At 60.5% G+C, this 18012-nt stretch carries 13 protein-coding genes; 4 read left to right on the top strand and 9 right to left on the bottom strand.

What is annotated here, in order from left to right:
* Positions 1-25: 25 nt before the first annotated feature.
* Positions 26-313: a preprotein translocase subunit YajC gene (gene yajC / locus ACR0NT_RS06585; RefSeq protein ID WP_170325331.1), complete on the bottom strand. Its 288-nt coding sequence runs from the start codon at positions 311-313 to the stop codon at positions 26-28.
* 202 nt (positions 314-515) lie between these two features.
* On the opposite strand from yajC, the gene ACR0NT_RS06590 reads away from it, so the two are divergent.
* Positions 516-2180 carry a mechanosensitive ion channel domain-containing protein gene (locus tag ACR0NT_RS06590; protein WP_170671959.1) on the top strand — a complete coding sequence of 555 codons (1665 nt, stop codon included), beginning with the start codon at positions 516-518 and terminating at the stop codon, positions 2178-2180.
* A gap of 72 nt (positions 2181-2252) precedes the next feature.
* A complete protein-coding gene (gene serS, locus ACR0NT_RS06595) occupies positions 2253-3545 on the top strand; it encodes a serine--tRNA ligase (protein WP_170443279.1) in 1293 nt (430 codons plus the stop codon).
* Positions 3546-3598: 53 nt separating this feature from the next.
* Here serS and ACR0NT_RS06600 read toward each other — a convergent pair whose 3' ends face one another.
* From ACR0NT_RS06600 to ACR0NT_RS06620, 5 genes are all read right to left on the bottom strand, one after another.
* Positions 3599-4210, bottom strand: a complete 612-nt coding sequence (locus ACR0NT_RS06600) for a helix-hairpin-helix domain-containing protein (RefSeq protein WP_170443277.1) — start codon at positions 4208-4210, stop codon at positions 3599-3601.
* 92 nt (positions 4211-4302) lie between these two features.
* On the bottom strand, positions 4303-5289 hold the full coding sequence (locus ACR0NT_RS06605) for a fatty acid desaturase (RefSeq protein WP_170443275.1): 987 nt from the start codon (positions 5287-5289) through the stop codon (positions 4303-4305).
* Positions 5290-5453: 164 nt separating this feature from the next.
* Positions 5454-6917, bottom strand: a complete 1464-nt coding sequence (der, locus tag ACR0NT_RS06610) for a ribosome biogenesis GTPase Der (RefSeq protein WP_170671961.1) — start codon at positions 6915-6917, stop codon at positions 5454-5456.
* A gap of 48 nt (positions 6918-6965) precedes the next feature.
* Positions 6966-8288, bottom strand: coding sequence for a PQQ-like beta-propeller repeat protein (locus ACR0NT_RS06615; RefSeq protein WP_170443272.1), 1323 nt, complete (start codon positions 8286-8288; stop codon positions 6966-6968).
* A 39-nt stretch (positions 8289-8327) separates the two neighbouring features.
* Positions 8328-8999 carry a hypothetical protein gene (locus ACR0NT_RS06620; protein ID WP_170443270.1) on the bottom strand — a complete coding sequence of 224 codons (672 nt, stop codon included), beginning with the start codon at positions 8997-8999 and terminating at the stop codon, positions 8328-8330.
* A 225-nt stretch (positions 9000-9224) separates the two neighbouring features.
* Between ACR0NT_RS06620 and ACR0NT_RS06625 the strand changes: the two genes are divergently transcribed.
* Both ACR0NT_RS06625 and ACR0NT_RS06630 read left to right on the top strand, forming a co-directional pair.
* Positions 9225-10457: an efflux RND transporter periplasmic adaptor subunit gene (locus tag ACR0NT_RS06625; protein ID WP_170443268.1), complete on the top strand. Its 1233-nt coding sequence runs from the start codon at positions 9225-9227 to the stop codon at positions 10455-10457.
* Positions 10454-14257, top strand: coding sequence for an efflux RND transporter permease subunit (locus tag ACR0NT_RS06630; protein ID WP_170671963.1), 3804 nt, complete (start codon positions 10454-10456; stop codon positions 14255-14257). Before ACR0NT_RS06625 ends, ACR0NT_RS06630 begins: the two co-directional genes overlap by 4 nt.
* Positions 14258-14305: 48 nt before the next feature.
* Here ACR0NT_RS06630 and ACR0NT_RS06635 read toward each other — a convergent pair whose 3' ends face one another.
* The 3 genes from ACR0NT_RS06635 to ACR0NT_RS06645 form a co-directional block, all read right to left on the bottom strand.
* The gene (locus ACR0NT_RS06635) at positions 14306-14710 is read right to left on the bottom strand and encodes a DUF2147 domain-containing protein (RefSeq protein ID WP_170671965.1); all 405 of its coding nucleotides are present in this window, start codon (positions 14708-14710) and stop codon (positions 14306-14308) included.
* A 54-nt stretch (positions 14711-14764) separates the two neighbouring features.
* Positions 14765-16570 (bottom strand): ABCB family ABC transporter ATP-binding protein/permease, encoded by a 1806-nt coding sequence (locus tag ACR0NT_RS06640; RefSeq protein ID WP_480442833.1) that lies wholly within the window; start codon positions 16568-16570, stop codon positions 14765-14767.
* A gap of 79 nt (positions 16571-16649) precedes the next feature.
* Positions 16650-17912, bottom strand: coding sequence for a LysM peptidoglycan-binding domain-containing protein (locus tag ACR0NT_RS06645; RefSeq protein ID WP_170671969.1), 1263 nt, complete (start codon positions 17910-17912; stop codon positions 16650-16652).
* Between the last annotated feature and the right edge of the window lie 100 nt (positions 17913-18012).

The raw sequence follows: 18012 nt of genomic DNA on the forward strand, positions 1-18012 counted from the left end.
CTTTTCAAGGGATTGTCGCGCGAAATTACTTCGCCGGTTCGGTCTTGTTCAGAACCTGAGCGATGGTCGACTTGACCACGCGAACCTTGACGTTCTCGGCCAGCTCGACTTCGATCTCGTTCTCGCCTTCCTTGACCTTCGACACCTTGCCGATCAGACCACCCTGGGTGACCACCTGATCGCCCCGGCGCACGGCCTCGACCATGGCCTGATGTTCCTTCATCTTCTTCTGCTGCGGACGGATCAGCAGGAAATACATGATCGCAAAGATCAGGATCAGCGGGAGAAACTGGGCGATTGCGCCACCTTCCATGGGATATTCCTTTTGGTTTGGAGATGCGGAAGGGCTCCGCAAATTTGGCGAGAACCTATGCCTTGAACCCGCCGTTTGCAAGCAAAGGCGGCACCGGAATGTTTCGGTTCGGCACAGCCGGTGCAAAGGATGTTCCCAAGCGTTGCAGATATGTCCTAGGAACGCCGGTCGACATGGATATAGTCAAGGGTAAGGAGGCCGAATGACAAGAAACTTCAAACCCTTCCAGTTGTTGCTGCATCTGTTGCTTGCGACTGTTGTCATCGTCCTTTTGTCCACACCCATCGCGGCACAGGACGCACCGGCTGAACCACCAGACCCCGAGATAAGCGACACCGAGGTTTTCAAGGCCCCAGTTATCGTCGATGGCGACACACTGTTCTTTTTGCGCGGCTCCAGCGCCCTTCCGGCCTCGGAGCGGGCGGAGCGCGTGCAAAACAGCATCATCGAGGTTGCCGAAGCATCCGAGTCTCCGGACGTCGAAATCACCTTTGAAGAAACCGATCTGGGAACGCGTATCCGGGCCGACGGCAGCATCATTTCGATCGTCACAGTGGCCGACGCCGAACTGGACCAGATGGAGCTGGACGTTCTCACCTTCCTGCACGGCGACGCCATCAAAGAGGCCATCATTGCCTACCGCGCCAACCGAACCGAACAGGCGCGCGTGTCCGGTGCCATCGAAGCTGCGGCCTGGACGGTTGGATTTGTCGTGTTCATCGTGGCGATCCTGTGGCTGCACCGCCGGATCAGGCGGCGCACGCTGAAATTCGTCAAACGCCACCTCAAGGACGTGGAAACCGCCACAGCCAAAAGCGTTCAGGCCGAGGCGATTGCCGCACTGGTCCGGTACGGCCTGAATTTCATCCTGCTGGTAATCTTCTTTCTGGGCTTCTACTACTACCTGTCCTTCGTCCTGCTGGCCTTTGCCGAAACCCGCTATTTCGCGCAGCTGCTTCTGACCTACCTGACTGAACCGGTCCTGCTGATTTTCAAGGGGATCATCAGCTATATCCCCAACTTGATCATGCTGGCGCTGATCACCTGGGTGACGTTGTATATCATCAAGGGGATGCGGGTGTTCTTTGACGCGGTCGAGGCGGGCTCGTTCGATCTTGGTGATTTTGAAAAACACTGGATCAACCCCACCTTCAATATCGCCCGCGTCGTCGTCATCATGATCGCGCTGGTCTTTGCGGTGCCTTACATTCCGGGGTCGGATTCGGCCGCGTTTCAGGGGCTGACCATTCTGGTGGGTGCGATGCTGTCGCTGGGTGCGAACTCGGTCGTGTCGAACATGCTGGCGGGGCTGTTCGTGATTTACCGCCGCTCGACCTCGATCGGGGACCGTATCCAGATCGGGGATCACGTTGGCGACGTGGTGCAGATCAAGTTGATGGAGACACATCTGAAGTCGATCAAGAACGAGTTGATCTCGATCCCGAACGCACAGTTGATGAATTCGGACGTGGTGAATTTCTCGAAGAAAACCGACGGCAGCGGTCTGCTGCTGCACACCACCGTCGGCATTGGGTATGAAGAACCGCCCGAAAAGGTCGAAGCGATGCTGATCGAGGCCGCCCATCGGACCAAGGGGATCAAGGCCAAGCCGGAACCCTTTATTTTGTGGACCGCTCTGGCGGATTACGCGATCAACTATCAGATCAACGGCTATACCACGCGCGGTAGCAGCATCCCGAAAATCCGCTCGGACCTGCATCGCAACATCGTGGCCGTGTTCAATGAGAACAATGTGCAGATCATGACACCCTCTTACATGGCCGATCCGCCCGAGCCGAAAATCCCGGCAGAGGAATGGGATGGCCACCTGGCGCATGAATCGCACGAGGGCGCGGATAAGTCGTAACCGGTGCTACACCCTGCCTTTCAGATGGTGCATAAGCGGTTTCAGTGATTCACGCATTTAAGGATCTGAACCATGCACGACATCCGCGCCATTCGCGAAAACCCAGCCGCCTTCGACGCCGCTCTTGCGCGCCGTGGGGACGCGCCGGTGTCGTCAGATTTGCTGAGGCTGGACGAAAGCCGCCGCGCCAAGATTCTGGCCGCAGAAACCGCGCAGGCCGAACAGAACAAGGCCAGCAAAGAGGTCGGCGCTGCCAAAGGGCGCGGCGATGAGGCCGAGTTCGAACGCCTGCGCGCACTGGTCGCCGAGAAAAAGGCCGAGGTTTCGCGCATGCAGACCGAAGCCAAGGATCTGGACGCCCTGCTGATCGACCAGTTGATCCGCATCGCCAACCTGCCCGCCGAGGATGTCCCCGCAGGCGCAGATGAGAACGACAATGTCGAGATCAACCGCTGGGGCACGCCGCGCGAACTGGATTTCGCACCCAAAGAGCATTTCGAGATCGAAGCCGTTCAGAACGGTATGGATTTTGAAACCGCCGCCAAACTCTCCGGCTCGCGTTTTGTGCTGCTGTCCGGTGGTGTCGCACGCATCCACCGCGCGCTGGCGCAGTTCATGCTGGACACACATATCAACGAGAATGAACTGACCGAGGTGAACGGCCCGGTTCTGGTTCTGTCCGAGATGATGCAGGGCACCGGCCAGCTGCCGAAATTCGGCGAAGACAGCTATCAGACCCGCGAGGGCTGGTGGCTGATCCCGACCTCTGAGGTTTCGCTGACCAATATCGTCAACGACACGATGATCGAGGAAAGCTACTTGCCCCGCCGCTACACCGCGCATTCGCTTTGCTTCCGGTCCGAGGCTGGCAGCGCGGGCAAGGACACCCGCGGGATGCTGCGCCAGCACCAGTTCGAGAAAGTCGAGATGGTCTCGGTCACGCATCCGGACAAGTCCGACGACGAACAAAAGCGCATGCTCCGCTGTGCCGAGGGTATTCTGGAAAAGCTGGGCATCCCCTATCGCACCGTGATCCTGTGCACTGGCGACATGGGCTTTGGCGCGCGCAGGACCTTTGACATCGAGGCATGGCTGCCCGGTCAGGATACGTACCGTGAGATCAGCTCGGTCTCGACCTGCGGAGACTTTCAGGCCCGCCGCATGAACGCGCGCTTCCGTCCCGAAGGCGGTGGCAAACCGGAATATGTTCACACGCTGAACGGTTCGGGCCTGGCGGTGGGGCGCTGCCTGATTGCTGTGCTGGAAAACGGCCAGAACGCCGACGGCACCGTCACCCTGCCCGAGGTTCTCGCCCCCTATCTGGGCGGCAAGCTGACACTGCAACTGGACGGCACGCTGGCCTAAAAAACCGGCGCCACAAACGGCACCGGTTCGACAATCCAAAAGGCGGAGAGGGCTTACTTCTTCGCCTTTTTCTTATCCTTCTTCTTGTCTTTGCTTTTGCTCTTGTCTTTCTTTTTGCCGTCTTTTTTCTTCTGATCTTTTTTCTTGCCGTCCTTCTTGGACTTTTTGCCCTTTTTCGACTTAGCCTTCACCTTGTCCTTGGCCTTCGAGAACACGGCTTCCATTTCTTGCAGCTTTTTGGCGGCCTTTTCGGCCTTGGCCTTTGCTTTGGCCTTCTTGCGGGCTTTTGCTTCGGCGGCCTCGGCTGCGGCTTTTTCCTCGGCCGCCTTGCGCGCGGCTTCCTCGGCGCGCTTTTCGGCTGCTGCGGCGGCGACCGTTTTGCGGGCTGCGGGTCTGCGCGCGGCAGGTTTGCGGGCCGTGGCACTTCGTGTTGAGGTTCTGGCAGCAGCGGGCTTTCTGGTCGTAGGTTTCACAGCCGGCTTGGCCGCAATGGCCTGTTTCGCTGCGGCGATCAGCACCGGCGCACGGGCAGCACCAATTCCGGACACTTTGACCAGATCTTCGGGCTTTGCTTTTGCGATGGCTTCGGCGGTTTTGAAGCCCTTGGCGACCAGCGCTTGTCCCAGCGCCTCACCTACACCCTTAACGTCGGTCACTGCGGTCATTACGAATCCTTTCTTTCTGCCTGTGCACAACCATATGCACGCTACCTATACACAACAGCAGGCCGATGGACGGTCAAAGCCGTCTCAAGGTGTCAACTGCTGTGTGCCAGCGTACCGGTCGTGTCCTTTTTCGGAAATGGCACGAGGCGCTTGGCGTCCTCGTCCCAGAGTTTGAGGTTCAGCGCCGCCACCGCTTCGGGGAATTTGATCCGGCGCGGCGTGTATTCGGGCGGCAGGTTATAGTGACACGCCCGCAACCGGTAAGACGGAATGCGCGCGTTGAAGTGATGGATGTCGTGCAAGGTAATGCACGCGACCGCATTGTCGAACCACCAGCCGAAATCCAACGCGGACGATCCCTGCAGCGCCGCCAGTTGCGGGTCCAGGTCCGGGCGGCGGTCCCAATAGGTGTCCTCGAAATTGTGCTGCAGGTAGACAAGGAACACACCCAGCATTCCGCCCAACAGCGAAAACACCAGCCAGACCAGAATGCCCGTCGTGCCCGCAATCAAATAAAGCAGGCCCAGAAACACCACGATGGACAGGTTGTGCAGCACCACGCCCGTGATCCCGAACCGCACTGTGTTCTTGGGCCAGCGATAGCGGATGAAATAGGTGAACAGCGCACCAACCGGGACCAGGACGAACGGGTTGCGGTAAAGCCGATAGAACATGCGGGTTTTCCAGTCCGCCGCATTCCATTCGCGCAGGGTCATGGTGTGGATCTCACCGGTTTCCCGGTGCTCCAGATTGCCGATGCCCGCGTGGTGCAGGTTGTGGTTCTGCTTCATCACCTCGAACGGAGCAAAGGTGAAAGGCGAAAGCCCATGTCCGGCCCATTCATTCTGTTCACGCGTTTCAAACAGGGAATGGTGGCCGCAATCATGCTGCAACACATAAAGCCGCACGGCGGAAAAGGCGAAGACGATCCCGGCGGGGATCATGATGTACCAACGGTCGACATACATGATGGCCAGTGCCAGCGACGTGAAATAAACCGCGAATGTTCCAAAATAGCTCAGCGCGGCCAGCCGATTGTCCTGCACTGCATATTGTCGTGTATATTCCCGCAAATTCATTCAGCCTGTCCCCACGAGTGGCCAAGTTAATATCACAACGAAACTATTTGCATCTTTCTGTTATTCAAGCAGCGCGCACAGAAACACATGCGCGCAGGCGAATGTTAGCCTGCGGCAGGCGGGCTGTCACGCCCCTCAGCCAAAAATGCTGAAAATTGGCGCAGTTACGCGCGACCTTTGAGATGCTTGGCCAGAGCGCCCGCGTTTTTCTTGCGCCGCCCCTTGTAGGGGTTCTTGTCGCCCTGCCCGCGCAACGTCAGGCGGATCGGGGTACCCGGCATGTCGAAATCCTCGCGCAGGCCGTTGACCAGATAGCGCGTATAGCTGTCCGGCATCTTGTCGGGATACGAGCACATGACCACGAACCCGGGGGGGCGGGTCTTGGCCTGGGTCATATAGCGCAGCTTGATCCGGCGGCCTTGCGGGGCTGGCGGCGGGTGCTGTTCCAGCATCGCGGTCAGCCAGCGGTTCAGCGCCGCGGTGGGGACGCGACGGTTCCAGACGTCATGGGCGCGCAGGATTGCGGCGCGCAGGCGTTCCAGCCCACGGCCGGTCTTGGCCGACACAGTGATCAGAGGTGCGCCACGCAGTTGTGGCAGCAGACGTTCAAAGGACTCTTTCAGATCGCGCAGCTTTTCCTGCTTGTCTTCTTCGATGTCCCATTTGTTCACGGCGACAACCACGGCGCGGCCTTCGCGTTCCGCCAGATCGGCAATGCGCAGGTCCTGCTGTTCGAACGGAATGGCGGCGTCCAGCAGAACCACTACAACCTCGGCGAATTTCACTGCACGCAGACCGTCAGAGACCGAGAGCTTTTCCAGCTTCTCTTGCACCTTGGCCTTCTTGCGCATCCCCGCCGTGTCGAAAATCCGCATCGGGGTGCTTTCGCCATCCGGATCCGCCCAGTCGATCCGCAGGCTGATGGCATCGCGGGTAATTCCGGCCTCGGGGCCGGTCAGCAGACGATCTTCACCGATGATCTTGTTGATCAGAGTGGACTTTCCTGCATTCGGGCGCCCAACGACCGCCACCTGCAACGGCTTGGCTGCGGTGATCAAAGGCGTTTCGCCCTCACCATCCTCATCCAGTTCGATATCGGTTTCCGGGGCGTTGTCCTCGGCTTTTTCGGCTGCTGCATCAGCCAGAGGCATCAGCTGCGCATAGAGGTCGGTCATCCCCTCGCCATGCTCGCCCGACAAGCGAACCGGCTCACCAAGGCCCAGGTTATAGGCCTCAAGCACACCCGCATCCGCCGCGCTGCCCTCGGCTTTGTTGGCTGCCAAAATCACGTGTTTCGAGCGTTTCCGCAGAATCTCGGCGAACATCTCGTCGGTCGGGGTCAGGCCCACCCGCGCGTCAATCATGAACAGGCAGACATCGGCCATGTCTACTGCACGCTCGGTCAGGCGGCGCATCCGGCCCTGCAGGCTGTCATCGGTTGCGTCCTCAAGACCCGCCGTATCGATCACGGTAAAACGCAGATCGCCCAGACGCCCTTCGCCCTCGCGCAGGTCACGCGTCACGCCGGGCTGGTCGTCGACCAGAGCCAGACGTTTGCCCACAAGGCGGTTGAACAGGGTGGATTTGCCCACATTCGGGCGCCCCACGATGGCGAGGGTCAGCGACATGATACTCAACTTTCAAGACTCAGACGCGCCCTTTAACGCATCTTGTCGTCAACGGAAAGCGTGTAGATCACCTTTGGTCGACACGACATACAGCGTTTGCCCCGCCACAACGGGGGCCGTAGTGGCGCCGCCGGGGACTTCGACCCTGTTGACCAACGTCCCGTCCACCGGATTGAAGAACCGCAGATAACCGTCATTCGAAGCGACCACGATGCGACCGCCCGCCATGATCGGACCATAATGTGCAACGATCGGGCCACGGCGTTTCGGTTTGTCCTTCACGAAACCCGGCAGGTCTTGCGCCCAGACGATCGAGCCGTCCGCGATATTCAGCCGGACCAACTGGCTGCGGTCGCTGATCAGGAACAGGCTGTTGCCGGCTGGCCAAACCGTGTCAACCGCGCCTTCGTCCGCAGTCCAGACCCGCTCGCCCGAATTCGTGTCAAATGCCACGGTCCGGCCCGAGTGGTTGCCGATATAGATCTTGTCGCCAGCGACCATGGGTCCGCCAGTCACGTCGACGATCTGCGCTGCGGCACGCCCCCGGCGCCCACCCGCGACCGAGGCATTCCAACGCCGGATGCCGCCCTTGCGGAACGTTGCGGCCACGTCACCCGAGCCAAAAGCAAACACGGCAAACTCGGACGCTATGACCGGAGCCGGAGCGCCAAGCACGTTGCCGACGCTCGGCGTACCCTGAACCTGCCACGCGATGCGACCATCCTTGGTATTCACCGCCCATCCGGTTTCGTCACCCGCAACCAGATACAGCAGGCCGTCATTGACCAGAGGCGCACCGCTGCCGGTGGCGTTCAGGCGCTTCTGCCATTTGATCGCGCCGGATTTCGCATCCAGCGCCGTCAGCCGCCCAAACCCGGATGACACGTAGAGCACGCCATTGGCATAGGCCAGCCCGCCACCCGTCGCATCCGAATCCCCGTCAGTTGCGGGGATCAGGTTCGTGTTCCACGCCACCTGCCCCTGCGGGGTCACCGCAGAAACGGTCGCGCGGGAATCCAGCGTATAGATCAGGCCGCCAGCAACGACCGGTTCGGCAGTGATGCGCAGCTTGCGCGAATCCCCGTCACCGATCGAGGTCGACCAGATGCGCTGAGGCGTGGCGCGCAGGGCAGCATTGGTGGTGCGGTAGGTCGGCGTTCCGGCGCTTTGCGACCAGTTGGCATTCGCCTTTTGCGCCGGCAGGCTGATCGGCTTCGCGCCGCGGGTTTCGACCTTTTCGGTATCCGAGGCCGGGCGGATATCTTCGCGCTCGCCAGGCAGGATGAGTTCTTGTTCCTCACAGGCAGCAAGCACCGTCAGCGATAGCGCCGCAACCGTCAATCCAACGCGGGAGAAAAGACTTGTCACCATAGTACTCCGAACTCGCCTGTCATATTTTTCGCCGCCGGATCAGCCCTGCTGGGCGACCAACGGTTCTGGTTCGCCGCCAAGCGCGACAATCAATTGTGCAGCACGCTGCTGAAGGTCAACGCCGACCTCTGCGTCCTGACGCATCGCCTGCAGCCGTTCAATCGCCGCATCGGTGTTGCCCTCGGAAATGTCGATCAGAGCCAGCTGTTCCTCGGCCAGCAACCGCAAAGGGGCACCCGGTGCTGCAAGGGCTTCGAACTGCTGGCGGCGGTCAGCAACCGGCAGAGTGTCGCTTTGCAGCAGCAGCGCCTTGAAGGCGGCAATGGCGCGGTAAATCTCGGGCAGATCACCCTGAACAGCAACGGCGTTCAGGCTGTTCACAGCGTCTTCGCGCGATCCGGTCTCAATCTGCGAAGACGACAGCAGCAGGTTCAAAACCGCATCACCACCGGGCGTGGCCGCGTCGATGCTGGCCAGGCTGGCGGCACGTTCGGCCGAGTCATTCTGCGTCAGCGCGCTCAGAATCTGATCCCCCAGCTTTTCTGCGGCGCCTGTGGTCCGGGCCTTGCGGATCTCGTTGAAGGCGGCACCGCCCACGATCAGGATGACGGCCAGAACGCCAATCCAGCCCCAGCGGCGCAGCAGCAGGAACAGGCGGTCGCGGCGGACCTCTTCGGTCACCTCATCAATAAAACTGTCGGTGTCGCTCATCCCTGCTCCCTGGGCTGTAACCTGTTCGTATGGCGCCATGTCATACCCCGGCGCCTTTGCCAAGCCAAGGGCCGGAATTCGCGCATTTTCACCGCAACGCGCCACCCTTGCGCAAAAAAGTGAACCGAACTATTCAGTTTAGTGTAGAAATGATACGTGCCTGACTCCATTTTCAGGCATACACGTCGAAGGACAATCGGCGGCGAATTCTGGGAGAGTCTCTGTATGCGTTTGATTTCATTCGTGAATGCGATTTTGGTGATTGCAGCACTGTTCTTTCTGGTTTTCGAACGGGACGCGCTGTTTGCTTTTGCCGGTCGTGGCGACTCTGAGGCCGATGCGGCATCCAGCACGGAATCCGCAGGCGACGTAACGTCAGGCCAGAACGCCATTGGCGTTGTTGTTCTGCGGTCCGCCGCTCGGGAAATCGACAGTGCCGTGCTGGTGCGCGGGCAGACCAAGGCCAACCGTCAGGTCGAAGTTCTGGCCGAAACGACCTCGACCGTGATTTCGGAACCCAAGCGCAAGGGCACCTTTGTCGAGGCAGGTGACCTGTTGTGCGAGCTGGACCCCGGCACCCGCCCCGCCAGTCTGGCCGAGGCCGAAGCCGCCCGGCTTGAGGCCGAAAGCCGCATCCCCGAGGCCGAGGCCCGTCTGGAAGAAGCGCACGCGCTGGTCGCCGAGGCGCAGATCAACCTGACGGCCGCGCAGAAACTTTCGGAAACCGGATTCGGATCGGAAACCCGCCGGATTTCCAGCGAGGCCGCAATGCGCTCGGCCGAGGCCGGTGTGAAAACCGCCGAGGCCGGTCTGGAAGCCACCCGTGCAGGCATCGAAGCCGCCATCGCCGAAGTCAAGGCCGCCCAGCGCGAGATCGACCGTCAGACCATCGAAGCCCCGTTCAAAGGGCTGCTGGAAAGCGACACCGCCGAATTGGGCAGCCTGATGCAACCCGGCTCACTGTGTGCCACCGTCATTCAGCTGGACCCGATCAAGCTGGTCGGTTTCGTGCCCGAGGTCGATGTGAACAAAATCCTTGTCGGCTCGGAAGCGTCGGCGCGGCTGGTGACCGGTCTTCAGGTCGCAGGCCGTGTCACATTCCTGAGCCGGTCTGCCGATGAAACGACCCGTACCTTCGAGGTTGAGATCACCGTCCCGAATCCGAACCTGACTATCCGCGATGGTCAGACCGCCGATATCCGCATTTCGGCCGAAGGAGCCAAGGCGCATCTGCTGCCACAGTCTGCCCTGACACTGAATAACGAAGGTCAGGTTGGCGTCCGCACCGTAGGCGCCGAGAATTTGGTCGGCTTCATGCCGATCCGTTTGCTGCGCGACACGGCCGAGGGCGTCTGGGTCGACGGGCTACCGGAAACCGCGGATGTCATCGTTGTGGGGCAGGAATTTGTGACACAGGGCGTCACGGTCAAGCCCACCTATCGGGAAGCTGAACAATGACCGGATTGGTAGGATGGGCCGCCGACAGGGCCCGCATGGTTCTGGCCTTCATCGCGATCTCGCTGATTGTCGGCGGGTTTGCCTATGTCAGCCTGCCCAAGGAAGGCGAGCCGGATATCGAAATCCCGGCCCTGTTCGTCTCGGTCCAGTTTCCTGGCATCTCTGCCGAGGATTCGGAAAACCTGCTGATCAAGCCGATGGAAACCGAGCTGGCGGATCTGGACGGTCTGAAAGAGATGACCGCCACTGCCGCCGAGGGATACGCAGGTATCGCGCTCGAATTCGATTTCGGCTGGGACAAGACCGCGATCATGGCGGATGTGCGTGATGCGATGAACAGCGCTCAGGCCGATTTCCCGGACGGAGCCGAGCAGTATTCGTTGTTCGAAATCAATTTCTCCGAATTCCCCATCGTCATCGTCAACCTGACCGGTGCTGTGCCCGAACGCACGATGGCGCGCATTGCCAAAGACCTGCAGGACGATCTGGAAGCGCTGGATTCGGTGCTTGAGGCCGGGATAGCGGGCAATCGCGACGAACTGCTTGAAGTCATCATCGACCCGCTGCGGCTTGAGGCCTACGACGTATCGGCGGATGAGTTGATCAGCGTCGTACAAAACAACAACCAGCTGATCGCCGCAGGTGAGGTCGACACCGCGCAAGGCACATTCTCGGTCAAGATCCCGTCGTCGTTCAAAACCGCTGAGGATGTCTACAGCCTGCCCGTCAAGGTCAATGGCGACCGTGTCGTGACCATGGGTGAGCTGGCGCAGATCAACTATACTTTTGAAGACCGCGAAGGCACCGCCCGGTTCGACGGCGAATCCACCGTGGCGTTGCAGGTGGTCAAACGCAAGGGCTTCAACCTGATCGACACCGTGGCGCAGGTGAAAGAAACTCTTGCCGTTGCGCAGGAAAAATGGCCCGCCGAGCTGCGTGCCGCCGTCGATGTCGGAACCTCGAATGACCAGAGCCGCATCGTCGACTCGATGGTGCGCCAGCTTGAGGGCTCGGTCCTGACCGCCATCGCGCTGGTGATGATCGTGGTTCTGGCCTCGCTGGGCACCCGCGCCGCGCTGCTGGTGGGCTTTGCCATCCCGACCTCGTTCCTGCTGAGCTTTGCGTTTTTGGCCATCATGGGCGTCAGCATCTCGAACATGGTGATGTTCGGGTTGATCCTGGCCGTGGGGATGCTGGTCGATGGGGCCATCGTGGTGGTGGAATACGCCGACAAACGCATCAAGGAAGGCATCGGCCCGATGCACGCCTATGTCGAGGCGGCACAGCGGATGTTCTGGCCCATCGTATCGTCCACCGCGACAACGTTGTGCGCCTTCCTGCCGATGCTGTTCTGGCCGGGTGTTCCGGGCGAGTTCATGAAGATGCTGCCGATCACACTGATTTTCGTGCTGTCCTCGTCGCTGATCGTCGCGCTGATCTACCTACCCGTCGTGGGTGGTGTCTCGGGCCGCCTCAGCCGGACTTTCGATCACACCTCAAACTGGCTGCGCGGTGTCGCTCCGTGGTGGGTGCGGGCCGTGCTGGTGCCGCCGTCGCTGTATATGATCTTCCTTGGCGCAATGCAGATGCTGAACCCGGACTACCTGTTGCCCGGGGGCGTGGTGTCGGGTGCGCTGTTGTTCATCGCAGGCGGCTTTGCCGGTTCCGTGACCCTGAGCGCCGCCAAGATCGAGCGCCACCACGAAGAACGAGTCCACACCGCGCGTGAGCATACCCCGTTCGGTTACGTGGTCAAATTCCTCGTCGGCAACCCGATCATGCCGGTGGTTTCCATTGCTGTCGTCGCCCTCGGTGTCATGGGGGTGATGACCTATTTCATGAACAACAACCGTGGTGTCGAGTTCTTCGTCGAAACCGAACCGGAACAGGCCACTGCCTATGTCCGTGCGCGGGGCAACCTGTCGCTGCACGAAAAAGACGCGATGGTGCTGGCCGCCGAAGAGGTGATCAGCGCACACCCGGCCGTGACCAACGTGTTCGCCTTTGCTGGCGAAGGAGGTCTGAACCAGAACAACGGTGGCGCGCAGGCGCCTGCCGATACCGTGGGCCGTGTGCAGTTCGAAATCACTCCATGGGAAGACCGACCCAAGCAGACCGAACCCGCCCTGTTCGGGCTGTTCGACCGCGAAACCATCGCCCCGGAATACGATGGTGATTTCGTTCTGGACGAGTTGAACGCGGAACTCGCCAAGCTGCCCGGCTTCATCGTGGAAATCCTGCCGCTGGAACAGGGTCCGGCCGGGGCCAAGCCCGTGCATCTGCGCATCAAGGGCGACGGGTGGGAAGACCTGACCGAAGCCGCCCAATCGGCGCGCGCCGTGTTCGACGAAACGCCCGGCCTGATCAAGGTCGAAGACACCATGCCCCTGCCCGGCATCGACTGGCAGATCGACGTGGACGTGGCCAAGGCTGGCCGGTTCGGCGCCGACGTCGCCACTGTCGGCGCGATGGTGCAACTGGTCACGCGCGGCATCCTGCTGGGTGAAATGCGCCCCGACAGCACCGATGAAGAGGTTGAGATTCGCGTCCGCCTGCCCGAAGACGACCGGGTTCTGTCGACACTCGACTCGCTTAAGGTACGCACGCCCGACGGGCTGGTGCCGCTGTCCAACTTCGTCACCCGCCAGCCGGTGGCCAAACTGGCCGAGATCAACCGGATCGACCAGCAGCGGTACTACGACGTGAAGGCGGATGTCGAACCGGGGTTGATCGACGTCGTGCATATAAGTGCTGATCATAGAGATGAGAGCATAGACACAGAATTTAAGGAAAAGCGGCTGGCCATTGTTCGAGCAGTAGAGGAAGGCAATTCCTCTACACTACCAACGATTTCCGACAAAAACGGAAAGATCTTTGAGGTCATGCAGCTCACCGGTGCTGCCGACATTCAGGAATTGCAGGAGAAAGCCACTTCTTCGAATTTCTGGCCAATTAACCCGAACGAACGTATCGCTCTTCTGACCAAGTGGCTTGAAACCAATCCCTTCAACAACACCGTCAGCTGGGAATGGACCGGCGACCAGGAGGATCAGGAGGAATCCGGAGCCTTCCTGCAAAGCGCCTTCCTGGGCGCACTGGGTCTGATGTTCGTGATCCTGCTGGCGCAGTTCAACTCGCTGTATAACTCGGTGCTGGTGCTGCTGGCGGTTGTGCTGTCGACCACTGGGGTTCTGATCGGGATGATCGTCATGCAACAGCCGTTCTCGATCATCATGACCGGCACAGGCATCGTGGCGCTGGCGGGGATCGTGGTGAACAACAACATCGTTCTGATCGACACCTATCAGGAATACAGCCGCTACATGCCCCGGATCGAGGCGATCGTCCGCACCGCCGAGGCGCGTATCCGTCCGGTTCTGCTGACCACCCTGACCACGATGGCCGGTCTGACGCCGATGATGTTCGGCCTGTCGCTGGACTTCATCAATGGCGGCTATTCGATCAACAGCCCGACGGCGCTGTGGTGGAAACAGCTGGCCACGGCAGTGGTGTTTGGCTTGGGCATCGCCACGGTCCTGACGCTGATCGTTACGCCTTCGCTGCTGGCGCTGCGGGTGTGGGTGACAACCTATCTGGTATGGCTGGGCAGAGTTCTGGCTCGCGCAACAAGAGGACGGTCCAGCCAAATTGCGCAGGATATGGCCATCGGCAAGGCCGCCCGTCAGGCGCAGGCAACCGAGGTTGTCTGGGACGACGAGACCCCCCCGGCGGACCAAGACAAAGACCCCGGACAAGACCCGGGTCCCCGGCCCACATCACCGCTGAAAGCTGCGGAATAGGAAAAAGGCGAGCCGGAAAGCTCGCCTTTTTTCAATTTGCGTGGTCAGTCACTTGGACAAACGGGTCCAGGTCTGGTGCCCACAAATCGCGTGATCACAACCGCGTACGCGCAGGGTATCCCCGTCCAGCGTCATCTGCGGCACGACGTCCACATTGACCATGGGAATCCAGAAATCCCCTCCGCCGTATTTACCGCCTCCTTCGGCAGCCACATCCCAGAACAGTTTCTTGCCGATATTCGGGGTCTGCACCTCTTTGCCGGACGTGTCATAGGCCGACTGAATCTGGCCGCAAAACTTGTCTCCGCAGGCCGAAATCTTGATATGAGAAATCAGCTTTTTCCGGTCCGGTTCGGTTTTCCAGACGCCCACGATGGGATCGGCCGCCGCAAGGGCTGGCGCCAACAGGGCGAGCGCGGCTGCAATAGCTGCAAGTCGAACGAGTTTTCGCATCACACCACCTCCTCCTATACCCGGCTATCATAGCACATCCCCGCGCAGCGTATGTCAGGCGGCCTGTGCATCCGATTGCTGGCGGCTCCACAACTGCGCATAGCGGCCTTCGCGTTGCAGCAGTTCATCATGGGTGCCCTGCTCAAGGATTTCTCCCTGTTCCAGCACGACGATGCGGTCAGCCTCAGCGATGGTGCTGAGCCGGTGCGCGATGGTCAGTACGGTGCGCCCTTCCCCGGCCCGCGCCAGCGCGTCCTTGATGTCCTGTTCGGTATCGGTATCCAGCGCCGAGGTCGCCTCGTCCAGCAACAGGATCGGCGGGTTCTTGAGCAGCGTTCGGGCGATGCCGACCCGCTGTTTTTCGCCACCCGACAGCTTCAGTCCCCGCTCGCCAACCTTGGTGTCATACCCTTCGGGCAGCGTGACGATGAAGTCGTGAATCTGGGCGGCTTTCGCAGCGGCTTCGACCTCTTCCTGGCTGGCGCCATCACGGCCATAGGCGATGTTATAGCGGATGGTGTCGTTGAACAGCACCGTGTCCTGAGGCACCACGCCAATCGCGGAATGCAGGCTGTTCTGCGTCACGTCGCGCACGTCCTGCCCGTCGATCTTCAACGCGCCGCCGGTCACGTCATAGAACCGGAACAGCAGCCGCCCGATGGTGGACTTGCCCGAACCCGTTGCCCCAACGATGGCCACGGTCTGCCCTGCCGGCACCGTCAGCGACACGCCCTTGAGGATTTCCCGGTCCAAGTCATAGCCGAAATGGACTTTCTCCAGCGTGACCTCTCCGCCATTGACCACAAGGTCCGGCGCGTCGGGTTTATCAGTGACCTCGGCGGGTTGTTCCAGCAGGTCGAACATCTGCCCCATATCCACCAGCGACTGGCGGATTTCCCGGTACACCGTGCCCAGAAAGTTCAGCGGCACGGTGATCTGGATCATGTAGGCGTTGACCATGACGAAATCACCCACGGTCAGCGAACCATTCTGCACCCCGATAGCAGCCAGAACCATCACTCCGATCAGCCCGCAGGTGATCAGGAAAGACTGGCCGAAATTCAGAAAGGCCAGCGAGTATGCCGTTTTCAGCGCCGCCCCAGCATAGGCCTTCATCGAAACGTCATAGCGTGCAGCTTCGCGTTGTTCGGCGTTGAAATATTTGACGGTTTCAAAGTTCAGCAAGCTGTCGATGGCCCGTTGGTTGGCCTCGGTATCCTGATCGTTCATCTCACGCCGCAGCTTCACGCGCCATTCAGTGACGGCGAAAGTGAACCAGATATAGAAGCCGATGGTCACCGCCACAACGACCAGATACCAGACATCGAACAGCCACATCAGGATGATCGCCACCAGCAGCAGTTCCAGGATCAGCGGCCCGATCGAGAACAGCAGGAATCGCAGCAGGAATTCCACGCCTTTCACGCCGCGCTCGATGATCCGGCTAAGCCCCCCGGTGCGGCGCGTCACATGATAGCGCATCGAAAGCTGGTGGATGTGCTGAAAGGTCTCAAGCGCCAAGGCCCGCAAGGCGCGCTGCCCCACCGGTGCAAAGGCCGCATCGCGCAGCTGTTGAAAACCAACGGTCATCATCCGCGCCACGCCGTAGGCCACGGTCAGCCCTACGGCCCCCAAGGCCAGCGGCGGTACGCCCTCTCCGGCCAAAGCGTCAACCGCGCCCTTGTACAGGATCGGCGTGTAGACCGCGATCAACTTGGCCAGCACCAACATCCCAAGCGCCAGAACCACCCGGCGTTTGACCCAGGGCTCATCCTCGGGCCAGAGATACGGCGCAACCTTGCGGATCGTGCGCCAGCCGGAACGGCGCTCGTCTGTTTTGGGCATGTCATCGGAATGCATCGGGGCTGTTCGTCTCATCACGTACCTGATCTGCGGTCAGAGATAGCCCCTGCCCCGAAAAGGGCCAGAGGCAAAAGGTTTATTCAGGGATCGTGAATATCTGACCGGGATAAATCAGGTCAGGGTCACGGATCGCATCCCGGTTGGCTTCGAACAGCCTGACATACAGAACACCGTCGCCGAACCGTTCGCGCGAAATGGCCCAGAGCGTGTCGCCTTTCTGCACGGTCACGGACCGGATCGCAGGCGTGTCGGAATCAAGTTCCGGTTCGTCGGTCGCCTCGGCCGCGCGCAGAACCTCTTGCGGTTCGCGCTTGAACGGGGTTTCCAGGCGGCTGACCACCGTGCCATCCGCGCCGACCTCATCCACGCGCAGGGTATAGACGCCGGGTTCGACCCCATCCAACTCACTGCGCCATTTTCCGTCTTCGGCGGGGGTCAGATCATCCACCAGCCGGTTGTCCAGATAAAGGCGTACAACCGATCCGTCCGGCACCCGGCCCGTCAGTTCGACATCGCCGGTATTGGAATAGCCGATCGTGTCCAGAGCAACCTGATCCGGCGCCTGCGGTTGCGCTGTGGGCGCCTGCACCAGTTCGACGCCATCCTCACCGGACCGCAGGACGGCAACCCCCTGGGGCTGCGCATCTTCACCGTCGGCTTGCGCCGTCTGTTCGGGCTCAGCATCTGGCGCGGACGCGGCGGCTGTTTCGGTTGCTGGTTCCGGCGCGGGCGCGACTGCTGTTTCGGTTGCCGCAGCCTCTTCGATTTCCGCACTCTCCGGCTCAGCATTTGCGGTTTCAGTCGGTTCGGCAGGCGCTGCAGGTTCGTCCACCGGTTCCGGCTCTGGCAGGGCCGCGATAACATAGTCATCCGAACGCACCGGCAGATCGCCCTGCGTTTCCAGCGTCAGGCCACGCGCGGTGTCGGAAAACGGGATCGACACGAATTCCGCAAACTGACCACTGGGATCGACCGTGAAACTGTGCACCGACTCTCCGTCCAGCAGCACGTTTATCTCGGCGCCCGGCGCGGCCGAACCCGACAGGACCGCATTGCCGTCCGGCGCGACATATATCTGATCCAGCGAGGGTGCGACCTCTGCCGTACTGTCTTCTTCGCCGCTGGGCGCGTCGGCCTCGGGCGCTTGTTCGACTGGTTCATCGGGAGTGCTGTCCTCGGTGCTTTGAACCGCAACCTCGACCTGCGGCGCGGGTTCTTCGGGCGCGTCACCGCGCATACCGGACAGCAGCAACCCGCCCGCTCCGACCGCAACCACGATACCGGCGATCACCCCCCAGACGACATTGCCAGAGCTTGTCTCTCCCGACTCGGCCTTCATGTTTTTCCTTTCACTCCGCAGCGCAAGTGCTTTGACAATAACACATTCTGCCTGACGGTTGAGCCAATCTATCAATCCCGCTATCAGGGGTCAAAACCTC

The organism is Ruegeria sp. AB10, assembly GCF_056542745.1.

What these genes read in the sequence shown, in the direction of transcription:
- ACR0NT_RS06615 (WP_170443272.1), bottom strand. Translation starts at nt 8,288, where the DNA reads ATGGTGACAAGTCTTTTCTCCCGCGTTGGATTGACGGTTGCGGCGCTA.
- ACR0NT_RS06625 (WP_170443268.1), top strand. Translation starts at nt 9,225, where the DNA reads ATGCGTTTGATTTCATTCGTGAATGCGATTTTGGTGATTGCAGCACTG.
- ACR0NT_RS06605 (WP_170443275.1), bottom strand. Translation starts at nt 5,289, where the DNA reads ATGAATTTGCGGGAATATACACGACAATATGCAGTGCAGGACAATCGG.
- ACR0NT_RS06620 (WP_170443270.1), bottom strand. Translation starts at nt 8,999, where the DNA reads ATGAGCGACACCGACAGTTTTATTGATGAGGTGACCGAAGAGGTCCGC.
- ACR0NT_RS06630 (WP_170671963.1), top strand. Translation starts at nt 10,454, where the DNA reads ATGACCGGATTGGTAGGATGGGCCGCCGACAGGGCCCGCATGGTTCTG.
- ACR0NT_RS06645 (WP_170671969.1), bottom strand. Translation starts at nt 17,912, where the DNA reads ATGAAGGCCGAGTCGGGAGAGACAAGCTCTGGCAATGTCGTCTGGGGG.
- der (WP_170671961.1), bottom strand. Translation starts at nt 6,917, where the DNA reads ATGTCGCTGACCCTCGCCATCGTGGGGCGCCCGAATGTGGGCAAATCC.
- serS (WP_170443279.1), top strand. Translation starts at nt 2,253, where the DNA reads ATGCACGACATCCGCGCCATTCGCGAAAACCCAGCCGCCTTCGACGCC.
- ACR0NT_RS06635 (WP_170671965.1), bottom strand. Translation starts at nt 14,710, where the DNA reads ATGCGAAAACTCGTTCGACTTGCAGCTATTGCAGCCGCGCTCGCCCTG.
- ACR0NT_RS06600 (WP_170443277.1), bottom strand. Translation starts at nt 4,210, where the DNA reads ATGACCGCAGTGACCGACGTTAAGGGTGTAGGTGAGGCGCTGGGACAA.
- yajC (WP_170325331.1), bottom strand. Translation starts at nt 313, where the DNA reads ATGGAAGGTGGCGCAATCGCCCAGTTTCTCCCGCTGATCCTGATCTTT.
- ACR0NT_RS06590 (WP_170671959.1), top strand. Translation starts at nt 516, where the DNA reads ATGACAAGAAACTTCAAACCCTTCCAGTTGTTGCTGCATCTGTTGCTT.
- ACR0NT_RS06640 (WP_480442833.1), bottom strand. Translation starts at nt 16,570, where the DNA reads ATGCATTCCGATGACATGCCCAAAACAGACGAGCGCCGTTCCGGCTGG.